General features: G+C 64.2%; 17 protein-coding genes and 1 pseudogene. 3 read left to right on the plus strand and 15 right to left on the minus strand.

Translation table 11 applies throughout. The features are described from left to right. Window positions 1-21: 21 nt before the first annotated feature. Entirely contained in the window at window positions 22-975 is a 954-nt protein-coding gene (locus ACVWZM_RS15345; protein ID WP_246786564.1) for a LysR substrate-binding domain-containing protein, read from the plus strand. On the opposite strand, the gene ACVWZM_RS15350 is transcribed toward ACVWZM_RS15345, so the two are convergent. From ACVWZM_RS15350 to ACVWZM_RS15380, 7 genes are all read right to left on the minus strand, one after another. Further along, entirely contained in the window at window positions 972-1,949 is a 978-nt protein-coding gene (locus ACVWZM_RS15350; RefSeq protein ID WP_076832598.1) for an ABC transporter ATP-binding protein, read from the minus strand. The genes ACVWZM_RS15345 and ACVWZM_RS15350 overlap by 4 nt on opposite strands. Next, window positions 1,946-3,358, minus strand: a complete 1,413-nt coding sequence (locus ACVWZM_RS15355) for an amidase (protein ID WP_456853783.1) — start codon at window positions 3,356-3,358, stop codon at window positions 1,946-1,948. The genes ACVWZM_RS15350 and ACVWZM_RS15355 overlap by 4 nt, the downstream gene beginning before the upstream one ends. Continuing rightward, window positions 3,355-3,564 (minus strand): hypothetical protein, encoded by a 210-nt coding sequence (locus tag ACVWZM_RS15360; RefSeq protein ID WP_076832604.1) that lies wholly within the window; start codon window positions 3,562-3,564, stop codon window positions 3,355-3,357. Before ACVWZM_RS15360 ends, ACVWZM_RS15355 begins: the two co-directional genes overlap by 4 nt. Beyond that, the gene (locus ACVWZM_RS15365) at window positions 3,561-4,634 is read right to left on the minus strand and encodes an ABC transporter ATP-binding protein (protein ID WP_076832607.1); all 1,074 of its coding nucleotides are present in this window, start codon (window positions 4,632-4,634) and stop codon (window positions 3,561-3,563) included. Before ACVWZM_RS15365 ends, ACVWZM_RS15360 begins: the two co-directional genes overlap by 4 nt. 3 nt (window positions 4,635-4,637) lie before the next feature. Then, window positions 4,638-5,525: an ABC transporter permease gene (locus ACVWZM_RS15370; RefSeq protein WP_141340536.1), complete on the minus strand. Its 888-nt coding sequence runs from the start codon at window positions 5,523-5,525 to the stop codon at window positions 4,638-4,640. Between the two features lie 2 nt (window positions 5,526-5,527). Continuing rightward, window positions 5,528-6,481 (minus strand): ABC transporter permease, encoded by a 954-nt coding sequence (locus ACVWZM_RS15375; RefSeq protein ID WP_050382524.1) that lies wholly within the window; start codon window positions 6,479-6,481, stop codon window positions 5,528-5,530. 199 nt (window positions 6,482-6,680) lie between these two features. After that, a complete protein-coding gene (locus ACVWZM_RS15380; RefSeq protein WP_456853785.1) occupies window positions 6,681-8,333 on the minus strand; it encodes an ABC transporter substrate-binding protein in 1,653 nt (550 codons plus the stop codon). Between the two features lie 209 nt (window positions 8,334-8,542). Here ACVWZM_RS15380 and ACVWZM_RS15385 point away from each other — a divergent pair, with 209 nt between their 5' ends. Next, window positions 8,543-10,150 carry an ABC transporter substrate-binding protein gene (locus ACVWZM_RS15385; protein ID WP_057020088.1) on the plus strand — a complete coding sequence of 536 codons (1,608 nt, stop codon included), beginning with the start codon at window positions 8,543-8,545 and terminating at the stop codon, window positions 10,148-10,150. Window positions 10,151-10,298: 148 nt separating this feature from the next. Here the strand turns inward: ACVWZM_RS15385 and ACVWZM_RS15390 are convergent, their stop codons facing one another. Both ACVWZM_RS15390 and ACVWZM_RS15395 read right to left on the minus strand, forming a co-directional pair. Beyond that, entirely contained in the window at window positions 10,299-12,533 is a 2,235-nt protein-coding gene (locus ACVWZM_RS15390) for a CHASE2 domain-containing protein (RefSeq protein WP_057020089.1), read from the minus strand. 100 nt (window positions 12,534-12,633) lie between these two features. Further along, complete coding sequence (locus ACVWZM_RS15395; protein WP_076832609.1) at window positions 12,634-16,800, minus strand: VCBS domain-containing protein; 4,167 nt, start codon at window positions 16,798-16,800, stop codon at window positions 12,634-12,636. A 595-nt stretch (window positions 16,801-17,395) separates the two neighbouring features. Between ACVWZM_RS15395 and ACVWZM_RS15400 the strand changes: the two genes are divergently transcribed. Beyond that, window positions 17,396-18,148 carry a transglutaminase-like cysteine peptidase gene (locus ACVWZM_RS15400; protein WP_229190241.1) on the plus strand — a complete coding sequence of 251 codons (753 nt, stop codon included), beginning with the start codon at window positions 17,396-17,398 and terminating at the stop codon, window positions 18,146-18,148. 126 nt (window positions 18,149-18,274) lie between these two features. Here ACVWZM_RS15400 and ACVWZM_RS15405 read toward each other — a convergent pair whose 3' ends face one another. The 6 genes and pseudogenes from ACVWZM_RS15405 to ACVWZM_RS15430 all read right to left on the minus strand — a co-directional run bounded on the left by ACVWZM_RS15405 (window position 18,275) and on the right by ACVWZM_RS15430 (window position 25,115). After that, entirely contained in the window at window positions 18,275-19,474 is a 1,200-nt protein-coding gene (locus tag ACVWZM_RS15405; protein WP_050382511.1) for an ABC transporter substrate-binding protein, read from the minus strand. A 79-nt stretch (window positions 19,475-19,553) separates the two neighbouring features. Then, entirely contained in the window at window positions 19,554-21,392 is a 1,839-nt protein-coding gene (locus ACVWZM_RS15410) for an AMP-dependent synthetase/ligase (RefSeq protein ID WP_057020092.1), read from the minus strand. A gap of 139 nt (window positions 21,393-21,531) precedes the next feature. Continuing rightward, window positions 21,532-22,311: an ABC transporter ATP-binding protein gene (locus tag ACVWZM_RS15415; protein ID WP_076832616.1), complete on the minus strand. Its 780-nt coding sequence runs from the start codon at window positions 22,309-22,311 to the stop codon at window positions 21,532-21,534. Between the two features lie 10 nt (window positions 22,312-22,321). Further along, window positions 22,322-23,080 carry an ABC transporter ATP-binding protein gene (locus ACVWZM_RS15420; protein WP_028336610.1) on the minus strand — a complete coding sequence of 253 codons (759 nt, stop codon included), beginning with the start codon at window positions 23,078-23,080 and terminating at the stop codon, window positions 22,322-22,324. Then, window positions 23,077-24,229: pseudogene (locus ACVWZM_RS15425) on the minus strand (branched-chain amino acid ABC transporter permease). Before ACVWZM_RS15425 ends, ACVWZM_RS15420 begins: the two are co-directional and overlap by 4 nt. A gap of 10 nt (window positions 24,230-24,239) precedes the next feature. Further along, a complete protein-coding gene (locus ACVWZM_RS15430) occupies window positions 24,240-25,115 on the minus strand; it encodes a branched-chain amino acid ABC transporter permease (RefSeq protein WP_028336612.1) in 876 nt (291 codons plus the stop codon). Window positions 25,116-25,245 lie beyond the last annotated feature (130 nt).

The raw sequence follows: 25,245 nt of genomic DNA on the forward strand, positions 1-25,245 counted from the left end.
TCTGATCCAAGAATAGCGGCCATGACAAAAGGCCATTCATCACTTCAGGTGAGCAAGATTCATCCATTGGATGCCCCCGATCCGCGGGTGATCCCGCCGCTGCCGGCGCTGCTCGCCTTCGAGCGCGCGGCCACTCAACTCAGCTTCCGGCGTGCCGCGCGAGACCTGTCGCTGAGCCCGTCGGCGATCAGCCACCAGATCCGCGGGCTGGAAGAGCAGTTCGGCACCAAACTGTTCGTCCGCGGCGCGCGCCAGGTGCGGTTGACCGACGACGGCGAGCGCTACCTTGCAAAAGTGTCGGCCGCGCTGGCGACGCTGCAGGAGGCGAGCCGTGACATGCTGCGGCGACGCGGCGAGGCCAGCGGCGAGCTCTGGATCAGCTCATTGCCGTTCTTCACCAGTGCCGTGCTGCTGCCGGCGCTGCCGGAGTTCAAGCGGCGCCATCCGCAACTGACGCTGCGGATCGAGGCCACCCACCAATATGCCGACTTCAACGGATCGCGCGTCGATGTCGCGATCCGCTACGGGCGGGAACATGCCACCGGGCTGAAGGTCGAGCCGCTGGTACAGGTCAAAGGATTGCCAGTCTGCACGCCGGCGCTGGTCAAGGCTGGTCTTCGGACCCCTGCGGACCTGTCGCGCGAGGTGCTGATCCATGTCACGACGCAGCCGCGGGCGTGGCCGGCCTGGCTGAGGGAGGCCGGGCTGCCGAATCTCGCTCCGCGCGGACATCTGTGGCTCGACAGCGTGCCGGCGATGCTGGAGGCCGCCGAACACGGGCTCGGCGTCGCGATTGCGATCGCGCCGCTGATCAAGGCGCGGCCGGGCTTCGGCAAGCGGCTGGTGGCGCCGTTTGCGTTCGAGGCGGCGCACAGTGAGACGATTTACCTGGTCTCCCGCACCGAGCAGGCGCGGGACCGCCGCATCGCGGCGGTGCGGCGCTGGATCACGGACGCCGTCGCGCGGGCGAGCTAGGCCGTGGCGGGCGCCGGCTCGGCCAGGATGCACCGTGCCAAACGGCCGGGAGCGACCTGCACGACCGGCGGCAAGCGCTCGCTGCAGCGCGGCTCGGCGAACTTGCAACGCGGTGCAAAGGAGCAACTGGCCGGCGCATGATCGAGCGAGGGCGGGGTGCCCGGAATGGTTTCCAGCCGCTGGCCGCGCATCGCGCCGTGAATGGTCGAGGCCAGCAGGCCCTTGGCATAGGGATGCACCGGTGAGCGCACGATATCGCGCAAGGCGCCCTGCTCCACGATCTGGCCGGCATACATCACCGCAACGCGGTCGCAGATCTCGATCGCGACACCGATGTCGTGAGTGACGAAGATCACCGACATGCCGAACTCGCGCTGCAATTCGCGCAGCAGCAGCAGGATCTGGATCTGCACGGTGGCATCGAGCGCCGTGGTCGGCTCGTCGGCGAGCAGGATCTTCGGCTTGCAAGCCAGCGCCAGCGCGATCATCGCACGCTGGCGCATCCCGCCCGACATTTCGTGCGGATAGGAGTCCAGCCGCCGCTTCGCGGAGGGGATCCGCACCACCTCGAGCATTTCGAGCGCGCGGGCCGTGGCCTCGCGCTCGCTCTTACCCTCGTGGCGCATCACCGTCTCCGCGATCTGGCGGCCGATGGTGTAGACCGGATCGAGCGCCAGCGCCGGCTCCTGGAAGATCATCGAGACGGTCTGGCCGCGAAATCCGGACAGCGCCTCATCGTCCATCGCCAGCACCTCTTGTCCCAGCACCTTGACGCTGCCGGAGATCTGCGTGCGTTTCTTCGGCAACAGCCGCATCAACGCGCGCAGCGTCACGCTCTTGCCCGAGCCGGACTCGCCGAGCAGCCCCAACACCTCGCCCTCGCCGAGCTGCAGGCTGAGATCGTTCACGGCATGGACCGTGCGATCGCCGGTGAAGCGGATATTGAGGTTGTTGATCTCGACGAGGTTGGTCATGCGAGCTTGGGCACCCTGGCGTGGAAATCAGTGGCGCGCTGGAACGCGGCGCCGATCCGGAGCAGAACCGCTTCCTCGAAGGAGCGACCAATCAGTTGCATGCCGACCGGCAGACCCGTCTTGGTGAAGCCGGAGGGAATCGAGAGCGACGGCAGGCCGAGATAGTTGACCGGGCGGGTGAACCGCGTCAGCCGCTGCAGCACCGCGTCGGCGCCCGGACCATTGCCGACATCGCTCTCCGCGATCGTCGGCGCCGGCACCGGCGACGACGGCGCGATCACCGCATCGACCCCGTTGACCGCCGCGTTGTGCGCGGCGAGCGCGGGTCCGCGCCAGCGCATCGCCTCGAGATAGGTGACCGCCGGAATGGTCAGGCCGTTCTGCAGCCGCATCAGGACCTGCGCACCGTAATCCTGCGGCCGCTCGATCATCCAGCGCTTGTGGAAGGCGGCAGCCTCGACCGCGAGCACCAGTTGCGATGCCGAAGAGAGCTGGCGCTGATCGGGCAGCTCGACCTTGACGATCTCGGCGCCCTCTTTCTTCAAGGTGGCGATAGTCTCGTCGAGGATACGCGCCACCTCAGGGTCGAGGTCGTCGACATAGAACGCCGTCGGGACGCCGATCTTCAGACCCTCCAGCGACTGCTTGGTCGCGGCCATATAGTCCGGCACCGGCTGTGTCGACGCTGTCAGGTCCTCCGGGTCCGCCCCGGCCATCAGGCCGAGCAGCAGCGCGCAGTCCTCCGCGGTCTGCGCCAGCGGACCGACGGTATCGAGCGACTGCGACAGCGGCATCGCACCGGCGCGGCTGACGCGGCCGACCGTCGTCTTCAGGCCGGTGACGCCACAGAAATGCGCCGGCATGCGCACCGAGCCGCCGGTGTCGGAGCCGAGCGCCGCGAAGGTGAGCCGCGCGGCGACCGCCGAGCCCGAGCCCGACGACGAGCCGCCGGTGATGTGCTCGGTGTTCCAGGGATTGCGCACCGCGCCGTAATGCACGTTGTGGCCGGTCGGCCCATAGGCGAACTCGACCATTTGCAACGAGCCGAGGCGGACCTGTCCGGCATCCTTCAGCCGCTGCAGGGCGGTCGCGGTCGTCTTCGGCGCGAAGTCGCGGCGAATCAGCGAGCCGCAGGTCACGACCTTGCCGGCATCATAATACATGTCCTTGTGCGCCAGCGGCACGCCGTGCAGCGCACCGCGACTATTGCCACTGGCAAGCGCGGTATCGGCCTCGGTGGCGGCGGCCAGCGCCTGCTCGGATTCGACCGCCATATAGGCGTTGAGGCGCGGCTGCCATTCCGCAACGCGATGCAGCACGGCGCGCGTCACCTCATGCGAGGAAACTTTCTTGTCGGCAATCGCCTTGGCGACCGCGGTCAGCGTCATCAGGGCCGGATCAGAGCTCATTTAGACACCTTCTCGATCTTCTGCGCGATCTGCGCCAGCAGGAAGCTCGCGGGTTCGAGATCGAAGGGCAGCGTACCGGAGATCGGTGCAAAGCCGTCGAATGCCGGCCCGATCGAATTGGCGATCCGGGTGGCGACTTCGTCGTCGGCGGGCACGTCGGCGACGTGCGCGATCACCTTGACATCCTTGGGTGTGGGTCTAGTCATGCCGCGTTTTCTCCTTTTGCTTTTGCCGGCGCGCGGCTGTGCCCCGAGCCAGGAATGGCCATGTAGCACGCCGCTTGATGGCCCATTGTATCGAGATCGCTGAGTTTTGGCGTGTCGTTTGCGCAGAGCGGCTCCGCAAACGGACAACGGGTGTGAAACCGGCAGCCCGATGGCGGATCGATCGGATTGGGCGGATCGCCCGAGATCGGCGGCACCTCGGTGCGCTTGTCGGGATCGGATGACGGCATCGCCGCCAGCAGCGCGCGGGTATAGGGATGCGCCGGCGCATCCCAGACCGCATCGACCGGGCCGAGTTCGACGACCTCGCCGAGATACATCACCAGCACGCGGTCGGAGATGTAGCGGACGACGTTGAGGTCGTGGCTGATGAACAGGTAGGTCAGGCCGAATTCCCGCTTCAGGTCGGCGAGCAGATTGAGCACCTGCGCCTCGACCGATTTGTCGAGTGCGGACACCGCTTCATCGAGGATCACGAGCCGCGGCGACAGCGCGAGCGCACGCGCGATATTGACGCGCTGACGCTGGCCGCCGGACACCTCGTGCGGATAGCGGTTGGCGAAAATCTCCGGCCGCAAGCCGACCTTACCGAGCAATTCGCGCGCCAGCGTCCGCGCCGTGTCGTCGGCCATGCCGTGGACCTTTGGCCCGAAGGCGATCGATTCCTCGATGGTGAGGCGCGGATTGAGCGAGGCGTAGCTGTCCTGGAACACCATCTGCACGCCGCGCCGCAAATCGCGCAGCGAGAGCGACGGGCCGACCTGCCTTCCGTCATAGATGATATCGCCGGCATCGCGTGCCATCAGGTGCATCAACAGCCGCGCGGTGGTCGATTTGCCGCAGCCGGATTCGCCGACAATGCCGACGGTCTCGCCCTTCATGACCGCGAAGGTGACGTCGTCGACGGCGCGCACGGTCTTGCGCGGACTGAACAGGCCGCCGCGCACCGGGAAGTGCTTGGTCAGTCCCTTGACCTGCAGCAGCGGCTGCGCGGCGCCGCCGATGTCGGCGACCGGCTCCAGCATATCGACGGAGAGATTGGCGTCGCTCATGCTCTAATTCCTGATGTCCATGGCGCTGCGCATGCCGTCGCTCAGCAGATTGAAGCAGATCGAGACCGCGAAGATCATCGCGCCCGGCAGCGCCGCGACCCACGGATTGACGTAGATCGCGGTGCGCAGCGTATTCAGCATCAAGCCCCACTCCGGCTCCGGCGGCTTGGTGCCGAGCCCGAGGAACGACAGACCGGCGGCGAGGATCATCGACACCGAGATCAGGCCAGTGGCGTAGACGAAGATCGGGCCGAGCACATTGCCGAGCATGTGGACGCGCATGATGGTGAAGGGCCCGGCGCCGGACGCGCGCGCCGCCTCGACGAAATCCATGTTGCGCACGCCGGTGGTGACGCTTTCGGCGACGCGGGTGATCTGCGGCACGAACACGATGGTCAGCGACACGATCGAATTGGTGATGCCGGCGCCGAGCGCTCCCGAGATCGCGATCGCCAGCAGCACCGACGGGAAGGCGTAGAACACGTCGACCGTGCGCATGATCGCGGTGTTGAGCTTGCCGCCGACATAGCCGGCGACGAGGCCGAGCGAGGTGCCGATCACGAAGGCGAAGATCACCGGCAGAATGCCGATGACCAGCGACAGCCGTCCGCCATAGATCAGCCGCGCCAGCATGTCGCGGCCGAGCTCGTCGGTGCCGAGCGGATAGCCCGGCGCGCCGATATGGCGGAGACGGCGGATCATCGAGCCCTGATAGGGATCGGCAAGATGCAGCCATGGTGCCAGCAGCGCCGAGGCAAAGATCAGCACCAGGATGATGGCGCAAGCCATGCTGACCTTGTCGCGCCTGATGCGGCGGCCAACCGTCGCCCAATAGCCACGCGCCTTGGTCGCGGGGACGGCCTGCAATGCGGTATCCAACATCGCACTCATGGCTAGCTCCGCTTGATGCGCGGATCGATCGCGGCCTGCGCGATGTCGACCAGGAGGTTGAGCAGCACGAAGAACAGCGCCAGCACCAGGATCGTGCCCTGCAGCAGCGGCAGATCGCGCTGGAAGATCGCCGAGTTCAACAGCAGGCCCGAACCCGGCCAGGAGAACACGGTCTCGATCAGGATCGAGCCGCCCAGCATGTAGCCGAGCTGCAGGCCCATCACCGCGAGCGCGGTCGGCGCCGCATTCTTGATGACGTGGCGAAACACCTCGGTCTCGCGCAGGCCTTTTGCGCGCAGCGCCTCGACGAAATCCTGGCTCAGGATGTCGCCGGTCAGCGCGCGCACCGTGCGGGTGACGATGCCCATCGGGATCACCGAGGTGGTGATCGCCGGCAGCACCAGATAACGCAGATGCTCCCAGTCCCACGCCCAGGCGCCGGAGCCGCCCGGCCCGGCGCCGACCGCGGGCAGCCAGTTGAGCTGCACCGAGAAGATGATGACCAGCACCATGCCGAGCCAGTAATGCGGCAGCGACACGCCGGCTATCGCAACCGAGGTCGCGACCTTGTCGACCCAGGTGTCGCGGAAATAGCCGGCGATCAGGCCGAACAGCAGGCCGAGCGTAAAGCCGATCATCGCGGCCGCGATCGCCAGCATCACGGTGTTGCCGACGGCGCGCATCACCTCGGTCAGGACGGGCCGCCCGGTCGCGATCGAATTGCCGAGATCGCCATGGATCGCGCGCCACAGCCACAGGCCGAATTGCACCGGCAATGGGCGATCGAAGCCGTAGGCCGTGCGCAATTGCGCGGCGAGCTCCTGCGAGGCATCGGCGGGCAGCACCGCGACCAAGGGGTCGCCGGGCGTGATGTGCACCAAGAGGAAGCACACCAGCGCCACGCTGAGCACGATCGGAATGACGTAGACGATCCGTCTGGACGTATAGGCGAACACGTTGCGTTCTTTCTTCCTTCTCACTTTGTGGGAGAAGGTGGCGCGCCGAGCGCGCCGGATGAGGGGTTTCTATCCGCGGATACAGTCATTTCCGATCGAGAAAGGAGCGTCCGCGGAGACAACCCCTCACCCGGCTTCGCTTTGCGAAGCCACCCTCTCCCACAAGGGGAGAGGGTGTACCTATTGCGCGGCTAGCGCCTCACGGCGCGACCGTGACCGGCGAGAAGTCGACGAACCAGCTCTTCGGCTGCACAAATCCCTTGATCTTCGGGCTCATCGCGCGCGGTGCGACGTCGTGGGCGACATAGAGGAAGGCCGCGTCGTCGACCGAGGCCGCATGCAGCTCGGCCAGCGCGGCGTCGCGCGCCGCCGGCTCGAAGGTCTGGCGGGCCTTCTTGACCAGCTCGTCGAACTTCGGGTTGTTGTTGAAGCCCCAATTGTTCGATACCGGCGGCGCCATGCCCGACTGCAGGAAGCGCACCAGCGCGAAGAACGGATCCATCGCCGCATAAGTGACGTTGATGGCGTTCGAGCCGTTGGCGGTCGGATCCTTGGTGCCGCGCCGCCAATTGGTGAACAGCGTGTTCCACTCGATGACGTCGAGCTGCACATCGAAGTAGCATTCGGCCAACGCCTGTTGCAGATACTCGTTCATCGGCAGCGGCAGCATCTGGCCCGAGCCCGATGCCGAGGTCTGGATCTTGACCGTCAGCTTCTTGTTCGGACCGAAGCCCGCCTCCTGCATCAGCTTCTGCGCGGTCGGCTTGTCGTACTTGATCTGGAAGGTCGGGTTGCCGCGCCAGGGATGGCCGGGCTCGAACGTGCCGGTCGCCGGCACCATCAGGCCGGCAAGCAGGCCGTCACGCAGCCCTTCGCGATCGATGCAGAGATTGGCCGCCTTGCGGACGCGGATGTCATTCCACGGCGAGCCCTCGACGCGCGAGAACTGCCACGGCCAGACATGTGGCTCCTCGTTGGAATAGAGGTTGAAACCACGCTGCTTGATCTCGGGCAGCGCGTCCGGGGCCGGCGCCTCGATCCAGTTGACCTGTCCCGACAGCAGCGCCGCCGTCCGGGCATTGGCCTCCGGCATCGGCAACAGCACCATCTTGTCAGCCTTCGGCACCCGTGCCTTGTCCCAGTAATTCTCGTTCTTCACCAACTCGAGCCGCTCGCGCGGGGTGAAGCTCGACATCTTCCAGGGGCCGGTGCCCGACGCGTCCTTGGCGAACGCGGCCCACGCGGCCTGCGACTTCGCCTTGGCGTCGGCGCCTTCGGCCTTGTCGTAGAATTTCTGCCACTTGGCCGGGCTCGCCATGAACAAATTGGTGAGGTTGATCGGCAGGAAGCTGTCCGGCTCCTTGGTGGTCAGCTCCACCGTCATGTCGTCGATCTTGCGCGCCGAGACCAGCGTCGGCATGCGCGAGGCGGTGACGCCGACCTGGCTCGCATCGTATTGCGGCGCGTCCTGCTTCAAGACCTTGTCGACGTTCCAGACCACGGCGTCGGCATTGAACGGCGAGCCGTCATGAAAGGTGACGCCGGAGCGCAGCTTGAAAATCCACTTGGTCTTGTCGGCATCGTCGACCTTCCACTCTGTCGCAAGGCCGGGGATCATCGCGCTCGCCTTGTCCGACGACGACAGGTCCCACATCGTCAGCGCGTCATACATCGTAAGCCCAGTGAAGCGATTGCCCTCAAAGCCCTGGTCGGGCTGACCGAGCGTGCGCGGAATATCGGCAGCGGTCATGCCAATGCGCAGCACAGTCTCGGCGCTGGCGATCGCCGGCACGCCTGTGGCTATCGCAAGCGCCAGCATGATCGCCGTCGCATTGGTTTTCCTGTTACGCATCTGAGCAGCCCCTTCGAGTCTGGTGACGTTTTGGTGATTATTTCTTGGGCAAGCGTATGCAATGCCTGTGCCAAGGGGAATAGTTCATCAGCAAATAACCGCCGGGCGCGTCATTTCTTCCCACCTCGGGCCTGAACGGAGCGAAGATGCCTATTCTGGCATCATGCTTGCAGGATTTGGCTCCAACGTCTTTCCAACGGAGCCTTCATATGCGTGCGCGCAATTCGATCCTGATGGCGGCAATGGCGCTTGCCTTGACCGCGGGCTGGCCGGCCATGTCGGCGCAAGCCGAGTCCATTGTGCGCTACGGCATTTCGATGGCCGACATTCCGCTGACCACCGGCCAGCCCGATCGCGGCGCGGGCGCCTATCAGTTCACCGCCTACACGATCTACGATCCGCTGGTTGCCTGGGAGATGGATGTTGCCGACCGGCCGGGCAAGCTGGTGCCCGGGCTTGCGACCGAATGGAAGGTCGACGACAACGACAAGACCAAATGGCGCTTCACGCTGCGCAAGGGCGTCAAATTCCACGACGGCAGCGACTTCAATGCCGACGCGGTGATCTGGAATCTCGACAAGGTGCTGAACGACAAGGCACCGCAATTCGACAAGCGGCAGAGCGCGCAGGTCAAGACCCGCCTGCCTTCGGTTGCGAGCTACGCCAAGGTCGACGATTTCACCATCGAGATCACCACCAAGACGGTCGACTCCTTCTTCCCCTATCAGATGCTCTGGTTCCTGGTCTCCAGCCCCGCGCAATATGAAAAGCTCGGCAAGGACTGGGACAAGTTCGCCAGTCAGCCCTCCGGCACCGGTCCGTTCAAGTTGACCAAGCTGGTGCCGCGCGAGCTCGCCGAACTGACGAAGAACCCGGACTATTGGGACAAGAAGCGGCTTGCGAAGGTCGACAAGATGATCCTGATTCCGATGCCGGAGGCGCTGACCCGGACCAACGCGCTGCTGGCCGGCCAGGTCGACCTGATCGAAACGCCGGCGCCCGACGCCGTGCCGCAGCTCAAGGCCGCCGGCATGCGGATCGTCGACAACGTGACGCCGCATGTCTGGAACTATCACTTGAGCGTGCTGCCGGGCTCCCCATGGACCGACATCCGCCTGCGCAAGGCGCTCAACCTCGCGATCGACCGCGACGCGGTGGTTGGACTGATGAACGGCCTCGCCAAGCCCGCCAAGGGCCAGGTCGATCCGTCGAGCCCGTGGTTCGGCAAGCCGACGTTCGAACTGAAATACGACCTCGCGGCCGCGAAGAAGCTGGTGGAGGAAGCCGGCTATTCGAAGGATAAGCCGCTGAAGACGACGTTCATCATTGCCCAGGGCGGCACCGGGCAGATGCTGTCGCTGCCGATGAACGAGTTCCTGCAGCAGAGCTTCAAGGAGATCGGCATCGACATCGACTTCAAGGTGGTCGAGCTCGAGACATTATATACGCACTGGCGCAAGGGCGCGGCGGACGAGATGAATGCCGGCATCACCGCCAACAACATCGCCTATGTCACGTCGGATCCGCTCTACGCCATCGTGCGGTTCTTCCACTCCGGCCAGGTGGCGCCGGTCGGCGTCAACTGGGGCGGCTACAAGAACCCGAAGGTCGATGCGCTGATCGACGAGGCCAAGCAGACCTTCGATTCCGCCAAACAGGATGCGCTGCTGGCGCAGGCGCACGCGCTGATCGTCGACGATGCCGCGCTGGTGTGGGTGGTGCACGACACCAATCCGCACGCGCTGTCGCCGAAGGTGAAGACCTTCGTGCAGGCGCAGCACTGGTTCCAGGATCTGACCCAAATCGGGCTGGAATAGACATTCCATCGTCGTCCCGGCCTGGTGCGCAATTGCGCACCCATACGCCGCGGCCGCCGCAATGGGCACGCGGCGAGACGATCTTCCGTCAACGACCATTCGTGGTTGGGTCCCGGCCTTCGCCGGGACGACAGCGGGCTTGCGTCGGCTATTTCGTCGTCAACGCGAATGCGCCGTTCCAGTCGTCGGGCGGCGGCTCCTTCTGGAAGGCGTGGATGCGCGCCTCGTAGAGGCGGTAGAGATGTTGCAGCGTCTGCGCCTCGTCGGTCTTGCGGCCGCGTTCGATCGCGCCGAGCGCGCCGTCCCAATCGCGGCCGCGGTAGCAGGCGAGCATCTCGATGGTCAGGTTGCGCAGCCGCTGGAAACGGCCGGAGCTCGCGACATCCTCGCGGCCGGCAATCGCATAGATCACCTCGGGCTCCTTCTTGCCCTTGACCATGATGAAATCGAGCTCGAGGATCGCAAACTTCTCCTTCACCGCAAGCGCAGTCTTCGATCCCACGATGATCGGGAAGCCGTACTCTTTGGACTGTCCCTCAAGTCGCGAGGCCAGATTGACGCTGTCGCCGAACACCGAATAGTCGAAGCGCACATCGGAGCCCATATTGCCGACCACGCAGGAGCCGGTGTTGAGACCGACACCGATGTTGAGCGGCACATAGACGTGGCCGCCGTCCTTCGCCTCCTGCTCGCGCTCACGGTTGAGGTCGTCGACGCGCTCCAGCATGTCGAGCGCCGCATCGCAGGCGTTGAGCTGGTGCTGCTTGTCATCGAGCGGCGCGTTCCAGAACGCCATGATGGCGTCGCCCATATATTTGTCGATGGTTCCCTTGCGGGCGAGAATCGCGTTGGAAAGCGGAGTAAGGAAGCGGTTCATCAGCGCCGTAAGGCCCTGCGGATTGCTCTTGTAGGTTTCCGAGATCGAGGTGAAGCCGCGCATGTCCGAGAACATGATGGTCATCTCGCGTTCCTCGCCGCCGAGCACCAGCCGCTCCGGCGACTGTGCCAGCTGCTCGACCAGCGCGGGCGACATGTACTGCACGAATTGCGACCTGATCTGTCGACGCTGCTGCTGCTCGCGCACGAAGGCGGAGAAGATCAGCGTGAGATAGATCGCCGTGGTCGACATCAGCGGATAGGTGAAGTCGATCAGCAGCCGGTGCTGGGAATAGAAATACCAGGAGGTGCCGATCAGCACCGAGGCAAACATTCCGCCGACGGCGACCAACGTGATCGGACCGAACTTCGGCGCGAAGGCGATGACAAGGAGCCCCATGATCAGCGCGGCGAAGAACTCGATGCCGATGCCGTAATTCGGCTGCGAAACGACATCGCCGGTCAGCGCGCTCTCCAGCACCTGGGCGTGAACCTCGACACCAGGCATCGCCGGCGTCACCGGCGTCGTCTTGATGTCGTTCAGCCCGGTTGCTGAGGTGCCGATCACGATCAGCTTGCCGGCAATTCGGTCCGGTGAGACGCGCCCGTCCAGCACATCGACCGCCGAGACATAGATCGAGGGATCGCGGCGGGCGTAGTGGATCCAGAGTTGGCCGTGGAGATCGGTCGGGATCGCAAAGCCCTTGAGACCCAGGCTCTTGATACCGGCCTTGTCGGCCTTGATCAGGATCGTGCCGGAGCCGCTCGCCACCCGCAGCATCTCGAAGCTCAGCGACGGCATGGTGATGCCCTGCGCCACCATGATCATCGGCACGCGCCTGACGATGCCGTCGCGCTCCGGCCTGATCGTGAACAGGCCGCGCCCGGCAGCCGCCTCCTCGAGCACCGGCACGTTGCGCAGCAACCCCGGGAACATGTACATGAAAGGCTGCGGCTCCTCACCGAGCATCGCAAGTCCGGTGACCGGAAGCTTTTCGTTGAGGTCGGCGCGCACGTTGGGCCCGCCGGATTCGCCGAGCACCACGCGCGAGTTCTTGATGGCCTCGGCCATGATGCTGTCGTTGCTCGGCAGCTGCCGCAGCCTCGCGCGCATCTCCTCATCGAGGCTGCTGAACGTATCGGCGGCGATATCGGGGTTGAGACGATCCGGCTCGGAGAACACCGCGTCGAACGCGATCACCACGGCGCCGAGCCGGGTGAGATTGGTGACGATGTCGGCGAGCCGGGTCCGCGGCCACGGCCACTGTCCGAGCCGGGGATCGGCGAGGCTCTTTTCGTCGATGTCGACAATGGTGACCGGCCGCGCGGTCTTCTGGCGCGGTTGCAGCGCCTGGAATGTGTCAAACGTCCTGACGCGAAGCTCCTGGACCGGAGCCGGATCCACGATCCGCAGCGCAGCAATGCCGATCAACAGCGCCACGCAGACCAGCCGCGCATAGCCGAAGCGCCGTGCGAACCACCTGCGTATCGCCTTCAGCCGTTTCATGCCATCTGGATATCACGCGCGCAGAATTGTTCCAATCGAGCAAGCATGCGCAGTGCACAATCAGCCGGGCCAGCCCCCCGGCGGCGCGGCCGCGCGCCCGTCACGCAAAATGAATAATGAAGTCGTTCTGGGACAGGCTCGCCTTCGCGACATTGTGCAATGTGATCGTGTCTGCGCTGTCGATCGTGATCAGCGTATCCGCCGAATTGGTCGGCGATATCGCAACATGCTGATCGAACCAGGTGCTGAAGGTGCTTATCGAGACGACCGTGGACAGATCGATCTGGTCCTCGCCTGGCGTGAAGTTCAGGATCGTGTCGTGGTTGAAGTTCGGCGCAAACACGAACTTGTCCTGGTAACCCGACCCGAAAAACACGTCCTTGTCGCTGGTCCCGGTCAGAATCACGGGCTCGGGCCGATCCTGTTGGACGTTGAAGATCAGGTTGACCGTATCGGTTGCGCCATGGCCATCGGTCACGGAAAGCGCGATCGTGTCGGTCGCCGGAGCCGTCTGGCCGGGGTTGTAAACGAGACCCGACGATCCAAGCGCGGTGTTGATGCCGGAGAGAAGCCCCTCCTGCGACGAAGGCGCAACGCTGCTGCCCGCACCGGGCGTCGTCGCCGCGGCCATGTTGAAGGTCTCGTCGGCCGTCGCATCGGCGTCCGTCACGGTCAGGCCGGAGATCGTCTCGGTCCCGTTGGGATGTTCGGTGATACTGACGTTGTCGGTGTGGATCACGGGCGCGTCGTTGGCGCCGATCACGTCGATCGTCAGCTTCGCGGTCCCGACGGCGCCATGCGCGTCGATCGTCTCCACATCGAACGTGTCGGCATAGGTGCCCCTGCCCAACGCGTTGATCGCGGCAGCATCGGGAACATAGCTGTAGGTGCCGTCCGGGTTGACGGTCAGCGAGCCGTAGAGGCCCGCGATCTGCGTGACCGCAGTGTGGTCCGAATTGAGCGCGGCATAAGTCAGCGTCGCGGTTTCGCCATGGTCGACGTCGTTGCCATGGAGCGTGCCGGTCAGCGTGCCGAACGTGTCGTTATCGGCGGTATCGGTGAGCGTGCCGGCATTGACGTCGGCGAGTGTCGGCGCGTCGTTGGCGCCGTTGATCGTGATCGTCACGGGCTCGTTGACGACGCCGCCATGGTGGTCGTCGATCTGGATCGTGTAGGTCAGCGTCAGCGTCTCGCCGAGGGCGAGATAGTCGAAATTCTGGTCCGCGGCCGAGAACGTCCAGGTCGACGATCCGGTTGAACCGCCGGTCGCGTCCGTCAACGTCCCCAGCGACAGCCAGTTCAGGATCGTGGCCTCGTCGGGCAGGCCCGTGGTCGCCCCGGATTCGGCGACGCCGGTGATGGTCATGGTGTGGGTGTCGCTGAGATCCACATCGGTGAAGGTCACGGTGCCGGATGCGCTGTCCAGCGTCGATGAACCGGTCGTATCGGGTTGTTCGGGGATGATGGCCGCCTGAGGCGCCGACGTGACGATCGGCGCGTCATTGCTGCCGGTAATCGTGATCGTCACCGGTTGGCTGATCACGCCGCCATGATGGTCATTGACCTCGACCGTATAGGTCAGCGTCAGTGTCTCACCGTCGGCAAGATAATCGAAATTGCGGTCGGCGGCCGAGAAGGTCCAGGCCTGGGATCCGGCGACCCCGCCGGTCGAATCGGTCAGCGTCCCCAGCGAGAGCCAGTTCAGAATCGTGGACTCGTCCTCAGGCAGGCCTGTGGTCGTTCCGGATTCCGCGACGCCGGTGATGGACACGATGTGGGTGTCGCCGAGATCGACGTCGGCAAATGTCACCGCGCCCTGGGCCACGTCGAGCTTGATCGATCCGGTCTCGCCGATCATCTCGGGGACCGTGGCGGTCGGCGGCTCCGACGTGAACGTCGGCACGTCGTTGGTGCCCGTGATGGTGATGGTGACGGGCTGGGTGACGACACCGCCGTGGTGGTCGTCGACCTGGATCAGGTAAGTCAGCGTCAACGTCTCGCCGACAGCGAGATAGTCGAAATTCCTGTCGGCGGCCGAGAAAGTCCAGGCGCGCGATCCGGTTACGCCGCCGGTCGAATCCGTCAGCGTGCCGAGCGACATCCAGCCCAGTATCGTCGCCTGATCGGGAAGCCCCGTGGTCACGCCCGTTTCGGTGACGCCGGCAACGGTGACGCTGTGGGTGTCGCTGAGATCGACATCGACGAAGGTCACGGTACCGGATGCGGTATCCGGCACGACCGAGCCGGTCGTCTCCTCGGCTTCAGTGATGGCGGCCGCCTGGGTCGGCGAGGTGATCACCGGCCTGTCGTCGGTGCCGACGATCGTGATGGTGACCGGCAGCGTGACGACGCCGCCCTGATGGTCGTCGATCTCGACCGTGTAGGTCAGCGTCAGCGTCTCGCCGGTGGCGAGATAGTCGAAGCTCCTGTCGGCGGCCGAGAACGTCCAGGAGCGCAATCCCGTCACGCCATCGGTCGAATCCGTCAGCGCGCCCAACGACAGCCAGCTCAGCACGGTGGCATGGCTGGCAAGTCCGGTGGTGACGCCGGCCTCGGTGACGCCGGTGATGGTGACCGTATGCGTGTCGGTCAGATCCGCATCGGTAAATGTCAGCGTGCCGTGCGCCGTATCAGGCTGGGCGGAATTCGTCGTTGCTGGGAGTTCGGTGATCGAACCGGCCTGCGCCGAGGACGTCACCACCGGGGAGTCGTTGGTGCCGGTGATCGTGATCGTGAAGGTCTTGAACGTGGTCTCGTTGTTCGGTGCGAAATTGTTATCGACGCGCGCGACATAGGCCAGCGTCAGCGTTTCTCCGGCAGCCAGGAAGTCGAACGCGCTGTCGGCAAGGTTGTAGGTCCAGGTCGCCGAACCGGCATTCTTGTTGTTCGGATCGGGCTCGAGCAGCAACGGGATCTCGACGGTCTTGATGGCCGCAAGCTGCGCTGCCGTCAGCGATGAGGTCACGTCGCTGCCGTCGGCGTCCCGGTAGCTGAACGCGGAATAGTCGACCTTCGCACTCGGTATGTCACCGACATTGAGGTCCAGCCATTTGATCTGGCCCGTCGCGGTGTCGAACAGCCCGCTTTGGGTCAGCCCCGGCCGCTCGGTAAACGCCGCGTCCTGGGTCACGACCTGCGGCGGCCCCGGGATGTGCTCGATCCTGCTGTTGGGAACGCCGCCGGCCTGAGGGCCGGTCGTGTTGACGAAGGTCAGCAGAATGATGATCGGCGCGCCACTGTCGCTGCTGGTGAGCTTGAAGCTGCTCGAGACCGGGACGACGCTGTCCGTGAAGTTGGTGGTGAGCTTGGTGTTGGGATTGTTGTTGTCCGTGAACTTCAGCGCAAAGACGTCGGAGATCAGCTTCTGCGCATCGGTCGACAGTTGCGCCGACGAGACGAAGCTGACGCTGCCCTGGCCGTTGACAATGGTCTGGGTGCCGGCCTGATCGACGGTCGCGATCGGATTGAGCGTCGTCTTGTCGAACAGGATGTAGGAGCCGGTGCTGCCATCGGGCTCGACCAGCACCTGGAATTTGGCCGGCGGCACGCCGCCGGTGCCCTGCACGTCGAAATCGATCTCGACCAGCACCGCGGTGCCGCGGATGCCCATGGTCGCGACCGGCGTATCGACCTTCATGTCGCCGTGCTTGGCGGTCGCGCCGGCCACGAAGGAGATCGTGCCCGAGACCAGACTCATCAGCGACGTATTGCTCGACCCGTTCGGGTCGTAGATCATTTCGTTCAGCACCATCTTGGCGTTCGGGCCGAGACCGAACACGGTGCCGTCGATGAAGGTGATGCCGAGCGTCGAGTCGCCGCCGGATTGCACCACGTCACCCTTGTTGACGTTATCGCCCTGGTTCAGGACGATCGCGACGCCGTTGCGGATGGCCGTCGCGTTCCCGGTCAGCTTGGTGACATGGCCGATGACCTTGGCCGGCTCCGCCGCGCCGCCGGCCTGGGCATATTGAGTATAGCCGGTGAGTGCGCTGACGAGATCGCCGGTGAGATGCGCGCCGTCAGGCGACGCCAGCGGCGCGCGCTTCTCGCCCTTGAAATAGTCGTGCAGGACGAGTTCCCGATCGTCCTTCGCGATGACGAGGTCGAGCCCGGCCCGCTTGAGGTCGCCGGTGAACAGCAATTGCCCGTCGTCGACGATGATCGCGCCGGGCGGAGCATGCGTGGAAACGCTGTCGACGTGCACGTATCCACGGGCATAAGCGTCCGTGTTCGGCAACAGGCCGTCGAATTTCTCGACAAAGTTCACTGCGGATCACCGCACGAGAGTTAATATTGTTAAAATATCCGAATGATTATGCCTGCATATCATCGGATAAAGCTTGGCGAAACCACTCTGTGCTTGCGCAAGGTGGCCCTGTTGTGCGGTTTGACTGGATGTGACTTGGCTCACGCTGTGAAGAGCCGTGTAGTTCGGATTCGTTTGACGGTACCATAAGGTGGGATTCAAGCCAAGATACGTACTGAGCCACGTATTCGTGGTATTGATTGGCATTTCTGTACTTGCCTCTATTTCCCCTTAGCCCAGAGCGGGCATTTGACCCCAATTTCCCGGCCAAAGCTGTGACTTAGCTTACAAATCACAGCAGTCCCGTGCGCGGACCGGCCGGGTTAACCAGAGGGCAAGGATGAGTTGCAAAGCAGTGGAAAAAGGTTCGCCGCTTCCTTTCACAAACCGGTAAAGTTTTCGGGACCCCAAGCAGGCGCCCTTTAGCCTCTTCCCCTGATTCCCCACATCTTAAGTCGATTCGAAGGGATCGTTCGCCATGCTGCCCGGCATGAAACGATCCGATCGCGTGCGCGGTGCAATTTCCACCCGCCGAAGAGCGGACAGGGGGTGTCGGATGAGATTCTCGCTTCGCCCGCTTGCGCTGCGCGCCGTCATGCTGGGCTTCGGCCTGGCCCTGGCCGCGCCGGTTGCCGAGCTCAATGCCGCTTCGCTGCTTTCGCCCGGTCCGGCGACGCTGATCAGAAAATCGACCGAGCCGTTCGGCCTGACGACCAGCCTGCTTGCCGACGGCGGCCTGCACGACAAATGGCTCGGCGTGCAGCGCCAGCTCGCCGACGAATTGGAGCAACTGGCAGCCTGCGAGAGCGACCGCGCCGGCTGCGCGTCGCCGGCGGCGCTGCGATTCCTGGCGATCGTCGAAGCCGGACGGGCGCGTCAGGGTCGCGCCCGGCTCGGCGAGATCAACCGCGCGATCAACCTTGCGATCCGTCCGGGCAGCGATCTTGCGGCCTATGGCGAGCCCGACGTCTGGGCGACGCCGCTCGCCACCTTCGCCCGCGGCAGCGGCGACTGCGAGGACTATGCGATCGCGAAACTCGTGGCGCTGCGCAAGGCCGGCGTGGCGCCGGAAGATCTGCGGATCGTCGTCCTGCATGACCTCGTCGGCGGCGAAGACCATGCGGTGCTCGCCGCGCGGCTCGACGGCCGCTGGCTGACGCTCGACAACCGCCGCATGGCGATGATCGAGGACAGCGACATCAGGAGTTTTCGGCCGACCTTCGTGATCGACCAGCACGGCGTCAGCCGCTATGTCGATGCCCCGCTCGTCGCCGAGGCCGCTTGGCGGCCGGCGGCGCGTACGAACTAAGAGCCGGCCAGAAATACTTTCCGTGATTGCGAGCGAAGCGAAGCAATCCATCCCTCCGCGGAAAGATGGATTGCTTCGTCGCTCGCTCCTCGCAATGACGAGTGAATCCAGATGAGCGACTGCCCGTCAGAACATCAGATTATCCTTCACCAGCACCCAGCGGCCGCCCTTGACCTGCTGCACCTGGGTGATGGTGTTGGCGAGATGATCCGTCTTGGAGAACTTGGTCGGCGGCGAGCTGAAGATGTCGAGGAATTTGTCGCCTGACTCCAGCGAGTCCAGCATCTTCTGGCCGGAGAGATCCTTGCCCGCCTTCTGGGCGTAGAAGGCAAAGGTCATCACCGCGTTGTAGCCGATGATCGCCTGGGTATTGGCGTCGGTGTTGAACATCTTCTTGTAGTTCACCAGCCAGTCCTTCACCTTGCCCTTGGCCGTGTCCTCGTAGGGAATCTCGAAGCCCGAGGCCGCATAGAGCCCTTCGACGGCTTCCTTGCCGAGCGCCGGCACTTCGAGCACGTTGGTCGGGGTGGCGCCGAGGAAGGTCACGTCCCAGCCGAGCTTCTTGGCCTCGTTCATCGCGCCGATGGTCTCGCGGATCACGGTGCCGAGCACCACGAGGTCGCAGCCGTCGGCCTTCATCTTGGCGACCTGCGCCGAGAAGTCGGAGGCGCCGCGCTTGTAGCTCGTGACCGATGCCGGCTGCACCTTCATCGCGCCAAGCTGCTGGGTAAAGCCGTCGAGCACGTTTTTGCCGTACTCGTCATCCTGATGCATGATGCAGGGCTTCTTGAAGTTCTTCCACTCCATCATGTATTTGAGCGCGGCGCGCGTGCTCTCGACATAGGGCAGGAGGTTGTTGAACTTCAGCCGCTCCTGCGGCTTGGCGGGATCGAACTTGAAGGTGAATTCGGCGGCCGTCAGCGGGAACAGCTGCAACACGCCCGCATCGAACAGGATGTCCTGCGCGGCGAGCACGGTCGGCGAGCCCATCGGGCCGATCATCGCGAACACCTTGTCGCGCTCGACCATCTTCTGCGAGGCCAGCACCGCCTTCTTCGGATCGTAGCCGTTGTCCTCCAGGATCATCTTGATCTTGCGGCCGTTGATGCCGCCGCCGGCGTTGATCTCCTCAACCGCCATCTTCATGCCGTTGGACACCGGAACGCCCCAGACCTTGATCGGGCCGGACAAGTCCTGATGCGTTCCGATCACGATCTCGGTCGGCGAGATGCCTTCATTGGTGACCTTGGTCTGGGCTGCGGCCGGCAGACAGGTCAGCGCCAGCGCACTCACCGCAAGGCCCAGCGCCTTCAGCGATTTCGACATTGCAGTCTCCTCCTTACATGGCCCATGTTAAGCGAAGGGTCGGGCCTGCTCGCTCCTTCGCCAATTTCTTTCTCCTCGGCTATGCCACCGCGCGTTCGCCATACATGGCGGCGATCTCGGCCGCGTAGCGCTTGTTCACGAAGCTGCGCTTCAGCTTCATGGTCGGCGTCAGCTCCTCGTCCTCGGGCGTGAGCTGGCGCTCGATCAGATAGAATTTCTTGACGGTCTCGACGCGCGCGAACTTGACGTTGACCGCCTCGACCTCGCGCTGGATCAGATCCTGGATTTCGCGTGCGCGGCACAGGCTCGCGTAATTGGTGAAGGGGATGTCGTGGTCCTGGGCGTATTTCTCGACATTCTCCTGGTCGATCATGATCAGGCAGGTGAGATACGGCCGCTTGTCACCGATCACGACCGCATCCGAGACATAGGGTGAGAACTTGAGCTGGTTCTCGATCTCGGACGGCGTGATGTTCTTGCCGCCGGAGGTGATGATGATGTCCTTCATCCGGTCGGTGATCTTGACATAGCCTTCATTGTCGATCGTCCCCACGTCGCCGGTGTGCAGCCAGCCTTTGGCGTCGATCGTCTCGGCGGTCCTCTCCGGCTGGTTGAGATAGCCCATGAACAGGAAATCGCCCTTGATCAGGATCTCACCCTTCGGGCAGATCATCACCTCGCCCCAGGGCGCGGCCTTGCCGACCGAGCCGAGCTTGATGCGATCCGCCGGCATCATGGTCGCGACGCCGCAATTCTCGGTCTGGCCGTAGACCTCGCGCATGTCGATGCCGAGCGCGAGATACCAGCGGATCAGATCCGGCGAGATCGGCGCGGCGCCGGTCAGCGCAATCCGGCAGCGGTCGAGCCCGAGCATGCGGCGGATGTTGCGGAACACCAGCCAATAGGCCGCGCGGTTGGCGAGCCGCAGCGACAAAGGCGGCGTCTCGCCCTGCAGCCGACACTCGGTCATCCGGTTGCCGATCGCGAGCGCGCGGGCATACATCCAGTTCTGGAACGGGGTCGCATCCTTCAGCGCGATGGTGATGCCGGAATAGAACTTCTCCCAGATCCGGGGCACCGCGAGGAATGCGGTCGGCTGCACCTCGCGAAGATTGTCCGGTACCGTCTCCGGGCTCTCGGCGAAATTCATCACCGATCCCAGCGCGAGCGAGAGGTAGTAGCCGCCGACCCGCTCGGCGACGTGGCAGAGCGGCAGAAACACCAGCCGCTCCTCGCTGTCGGTCGAGGGGTAGAGATCGTTGGCGTGGCGCATCTGGTGCGTCACGCTGCGGTTGGAGTGCATCGCGCCCTTGGGCGGGCCCGTGGTGCCGGAGGTGTAAACCAGGATCGCGAGATCGGAGGCGGTGCGGCTGCCGGTCATCTCGTCCCACAGCGCCGGATTGCCCCAGGCATGATTGCGGCCGAGCGACGTGAATTCCGCGAGCGACAGCACCATCGGATCGGAGAAGCCGGAGAGGCCCTCCATGTCGAACACGACGATCCTCTCCAGCGTCGGACAGCGCGACCGGCAGGTCAGCACCTTGTCGAGCTGCTCCTCATCCTCGACGAAGATCACCCGCGTGCGGGAATCATTGATGAGGTATTCGACCTGCGCGGCCGAATCGGTCGGATAGATGCCGGACGAGACGCCGCCGGCGCACAGGATGCCCATGTCGGCGTAGACCCATTCCGGCACCGCGTTGGCGATGATCGAGCCAACGTCGCCGGGACGGAAGCCTGTGGCATGCAGGCCGTAGGAGATGTCCTTGGAGATCTGCAGCCATTCGCGCCAGCTGGTCGGTTGCCAGATGCCGAACTTCTTCTCGCGGATCGCGGGCCTGTCGCCACGCGTTTGAACCGCGAGCAGAAAGCTCCTCGCGATCGTGTCGGCAACCGTCAGCACCGCTGGTCCGGCCATGCGCGCTCCCTCCTCTGCCGCCCGTCTCACGCGCCGGCTTGTGTTGCCGGTCTTGTTGGCGAAGCGGGCCTGAAATCTAGCTCCAACTCTCGTTCAGTGCCAAACCTTCCTCGGCGCCATTGCCAGCGCCCAGTCATTCTCAACGCCACGTCTTCTTCTTTTTCCAGCGCCGCTCGCCGCGCGCACCGGCTTCCTTGGCGCCGAGGTAGAACTCCTGGATATCGGGTGAATTCATCAGCCGCTCGCAGCTGTCATTCATGACGACGCGGCCGATCTCCAGCACATAGCCGTAATGCGCCGTCTCCAGCGCGATCTTGGCATTCTGCTCGACCAGCAGGATCGACATGCCCTGCTCCTCATTGACGCGGCGGATGATGGTGAAGATCTCCTTCACCAGGATCGGCGACAGCCCGAGCGACGGCTCATCGAGCAACAGCAGCGTCGGCCGGTTCATCAGCGCCCGCCCGATCGCCAGCATCTGCTGCTCGCCGCCCGAAAGCTGCCCGGCCGGCTGGCCGAGCCGCTCCCTTAACCGCGGAAAATAGCCGTAGACGCGCTCGAGGTCCTGCGCCACACCGTCGCGGTCCTTGCGCAGATAGGCGCCCATCATCAGGTTTTCGCGCACCGACAGGAACGGAAACACCTCGCGCCCCTCCGGCACGTGGCTCAGCCCGAGCCTCACGATCCGGTCGGCCTCCATGCGCTGGATCGGCTTGCCGAGGAATTCGATCGAGCCCTTCTGCGGGTCGAGGATGCCGGAGATCGTCTTCAGGACCGTGGTCTTGCCGGCGCCGTTGGCGCCGAGCAGCGTCACGATCCGGCCGCGCGGCACCTCGAGGCTGATGCCGCGGATCGCCATGATCGGCCCGTAATAGCTTTCGATGTTGGAGAGTTTCAGGATGATGTCCGCTGTGCTCATGGCATCATCCTCATGCGCCGAGATACGCTGCGACGACGTCGGGATGGTGCTGCACCTCGGACGGCGAGCCCATCGCCAGCACGCGGCCGTAGTTCAGCGCGATGACGCGGTCGGAGACGCGGTTGACCAGCGTCATGTCGTGCTCGACCATCAGCACGGTGATGCCGAGCTCGCTCTTCATGTCGCGGATCCAGAACGACATGTCGTCGGTCTCCTCGACATTGAGGCCGGAGGACGGTTCGTCGAGCAGGATCAGCTTCGGCTCCGAGCACAGCGCCCGCGCCAGCTCGATCACCTTGCGCACGCCGTAAGGCAGTCCCGAGATCAGCTTGTCGCGGTAGGGCTCGAGATCGAGGAACTCGATCACCTGCTCGACGCGGCGGCGATGCGCCTTCTCGCCGGCGCGAACGCTCGGCAGGAACAATAGCTCCTGCCACAGCCGCGTGGTGGAATGGCGATGGCGGCCAACCAGCAGATTGCTCAGCACGGTCGCGTTCTCGAACAGCTCGATGTTCTGGAAGGTGCGGGCGATGCCGAGTTTCGCGATGTCGTAGGCCGGCTCCTGGGTGATGTCCTGATCCTCGAAGAAGATCTTGCCGGAGGTCGGCGGATAGATCCGCGAGATCAGGTTGAAGATCGAGCTCTTGCCGGCGCCGTTGGGCCCGATGATCGAGAGGATCTCGCCCTTCTCGACCGCGAAGCTGACCGCATCGACCGCCTTGAGGCCACCGAAGTGCAGCGACAGGTTCTCGGCGCGGAAATAGCTCATCTGTTCCGCTCCGATTTCACGTAGATCTTCTGCCGCTTGAAGGTTGCGCGTTTGTAGAGCGGGAACAGCTGGAAGAAGAGCTTGATCTTGAGCCAGCGGCCGTAGAGTCCGAGCGGTTCAAACAGCACGAACAGCACGATGATGATGCCGTAGATCGCGCCTTTCAGTCCGTTGGCGGAGGCGAAGGCTGCGACCGCGTCCTGGATATGGCCCGCGCGCTCGGTGCCGGCGCCGAGGGTCGCAGCAATGCCGCCGATCACGCCCGGCATATCGTCCTTCAGATAGGTCAGGAACGGATCGATCATGACCAGGAAGATCGCGCCCAGTACCGCGCCGTGCAGGCTGAACGTGCCGCCGATCAGGATCACGATGATGAACTCGATCGAAAGCTGCAGCGTGAACATCTCGGGCGAGATGAAGGAGAGCTTGTGCGCGAACAGCACGCCGGCAAAGCCGGTGATCGCCGCCGAGATCGCGAACGACTTCACCTTGTAGAGTGCGACATTGATGCCCATGCTGCGCGCCGCGGTTTCGCTGTCGCGGATCGCGACGAAGGCGCGCCCGGTCGGCGAGCGCAGCAGATTGAGCGTGCCGACGATGGTCAGCACCAGCACCGCAAGGCAGAGGTAATAGAAGGTCGGGCCGTCGCGCGACACCGTCGTGCCGAGCAGCTGCATGGTCTTGACCCGCATGCCCTCATTGCCGTTGGTGACGCTTTCCCAGCGCGCCAGGATCTCCTCGACGATGAACGCAAAGGAGATCGTCGCGATCACCAGATAGATGCCCTGCAGCCGGCAGCGCCGGAAACCCGACCAGCGCGCCGACCACGCCGGTCAACAACCCCGCGGCGAGGAAGTAGACCAGAAACGGCACATTGAACTGCTGCAGATAGGCCGCGGTGTAGGCGCCGATCGCAAGAAACGCGGCATGGCCGAGCGAGGCCTGTCCGGTGAAGCCGGTCAGGATCAAGAGCCCGACGCCGACGGTCGCGTAGATGCAGACGAAGACCAGCTGGCTCATCAGATAGCTTGAGAGCACGTAAGGCGCGATCAGCAGCACCGCCAGCAACAGGCCGTAGGAATAGATGTAGCCCGAATGCGGGAACAGCTTGATGTCGTCTTCGTAATCGGTCTTGAAGAGAAACCGCATCCGTTGCTCCTCAGACTTTCTTCCGGACGTGAAGGCCGAACAGGCCCTCGGGCTTGAGCAGCAGCACCGCGAGCAGCACGATGTAGGGCGCGACGTCCTTCCATCCCTGCGGCAGATAGAAGCCGGCCATGCTCTCGATCACGCCGATCAGGACGCCGCCGACCACGGCGCCCGGGATCGAGCCGAAGCCGCCGAGCACCGCAGCCGGAAACGCCTTCAGCCCCAGAACCAGGCCGACATTGGAATGAATGAAGGTGATCGGCGCCAGCAGCACGCCGGCGCAGGTCGCGACCGCGGCCGAGATCGCCCAGACGATCGAGACCACCCGCTTGACCGGAATGCCCATGTAATAGGCAGCCAGCATGTTCTCGGAGCTGGCGCGCATCGCGGTGCCGAGCGTGGTCCGGTTGAAGAACAGATAGAGCAGCGCGCACAGGATGATGGTCGCCGCGATCACCGACAGCTTGTCGTAGGCAAGCACCAGGCTGCCGATCCGAAGCACGCCCTGGCTGAACGGCGTCTCGATCTTGAAGTCGTCGGTGCCCCAGATCATGCCGGAGACCGAGCGCAGGAAATAGCCGAGCCCGATCGTCGCCATGATGATGGAGAATTGCGGGTAACCGAGGATCGGCCGCACCACGAGCCGCTCGGCCAGCATGCCGAACAGCGCCATGCAGATCACCGCGCCGGCGAACCCGACCCAGTAATTCAGCCCGAGCATGCCGATGAAGGTGAAGGCGAAAAAACCGCCCAGCATCATCAAATCGCCTTGCGCGAAATTGACGACCTCGGTTGCCTTGTAGACCAGCACGAAGCCGAGCGCGATCAGGCCGTAAACGCAGCCGAGCGCGATGCCGCTGACGAGCTGCTGAACAAAGTCCAGCATCGTTCCCTCCCCGATGCCCGGCGATTCTTATCCGATCGCTCGTTGCATCCCGCCTTCACGCCCTTGTGTCTGGAGCGCCGAAAGCCGCCTATGTCCGCCCCGATTGAGCCAAAAGGCCCGATCCCTGTCA

This window comes from Bradyrhizobium sp. USDA 4501 (genome assembly GCF_054062115.1).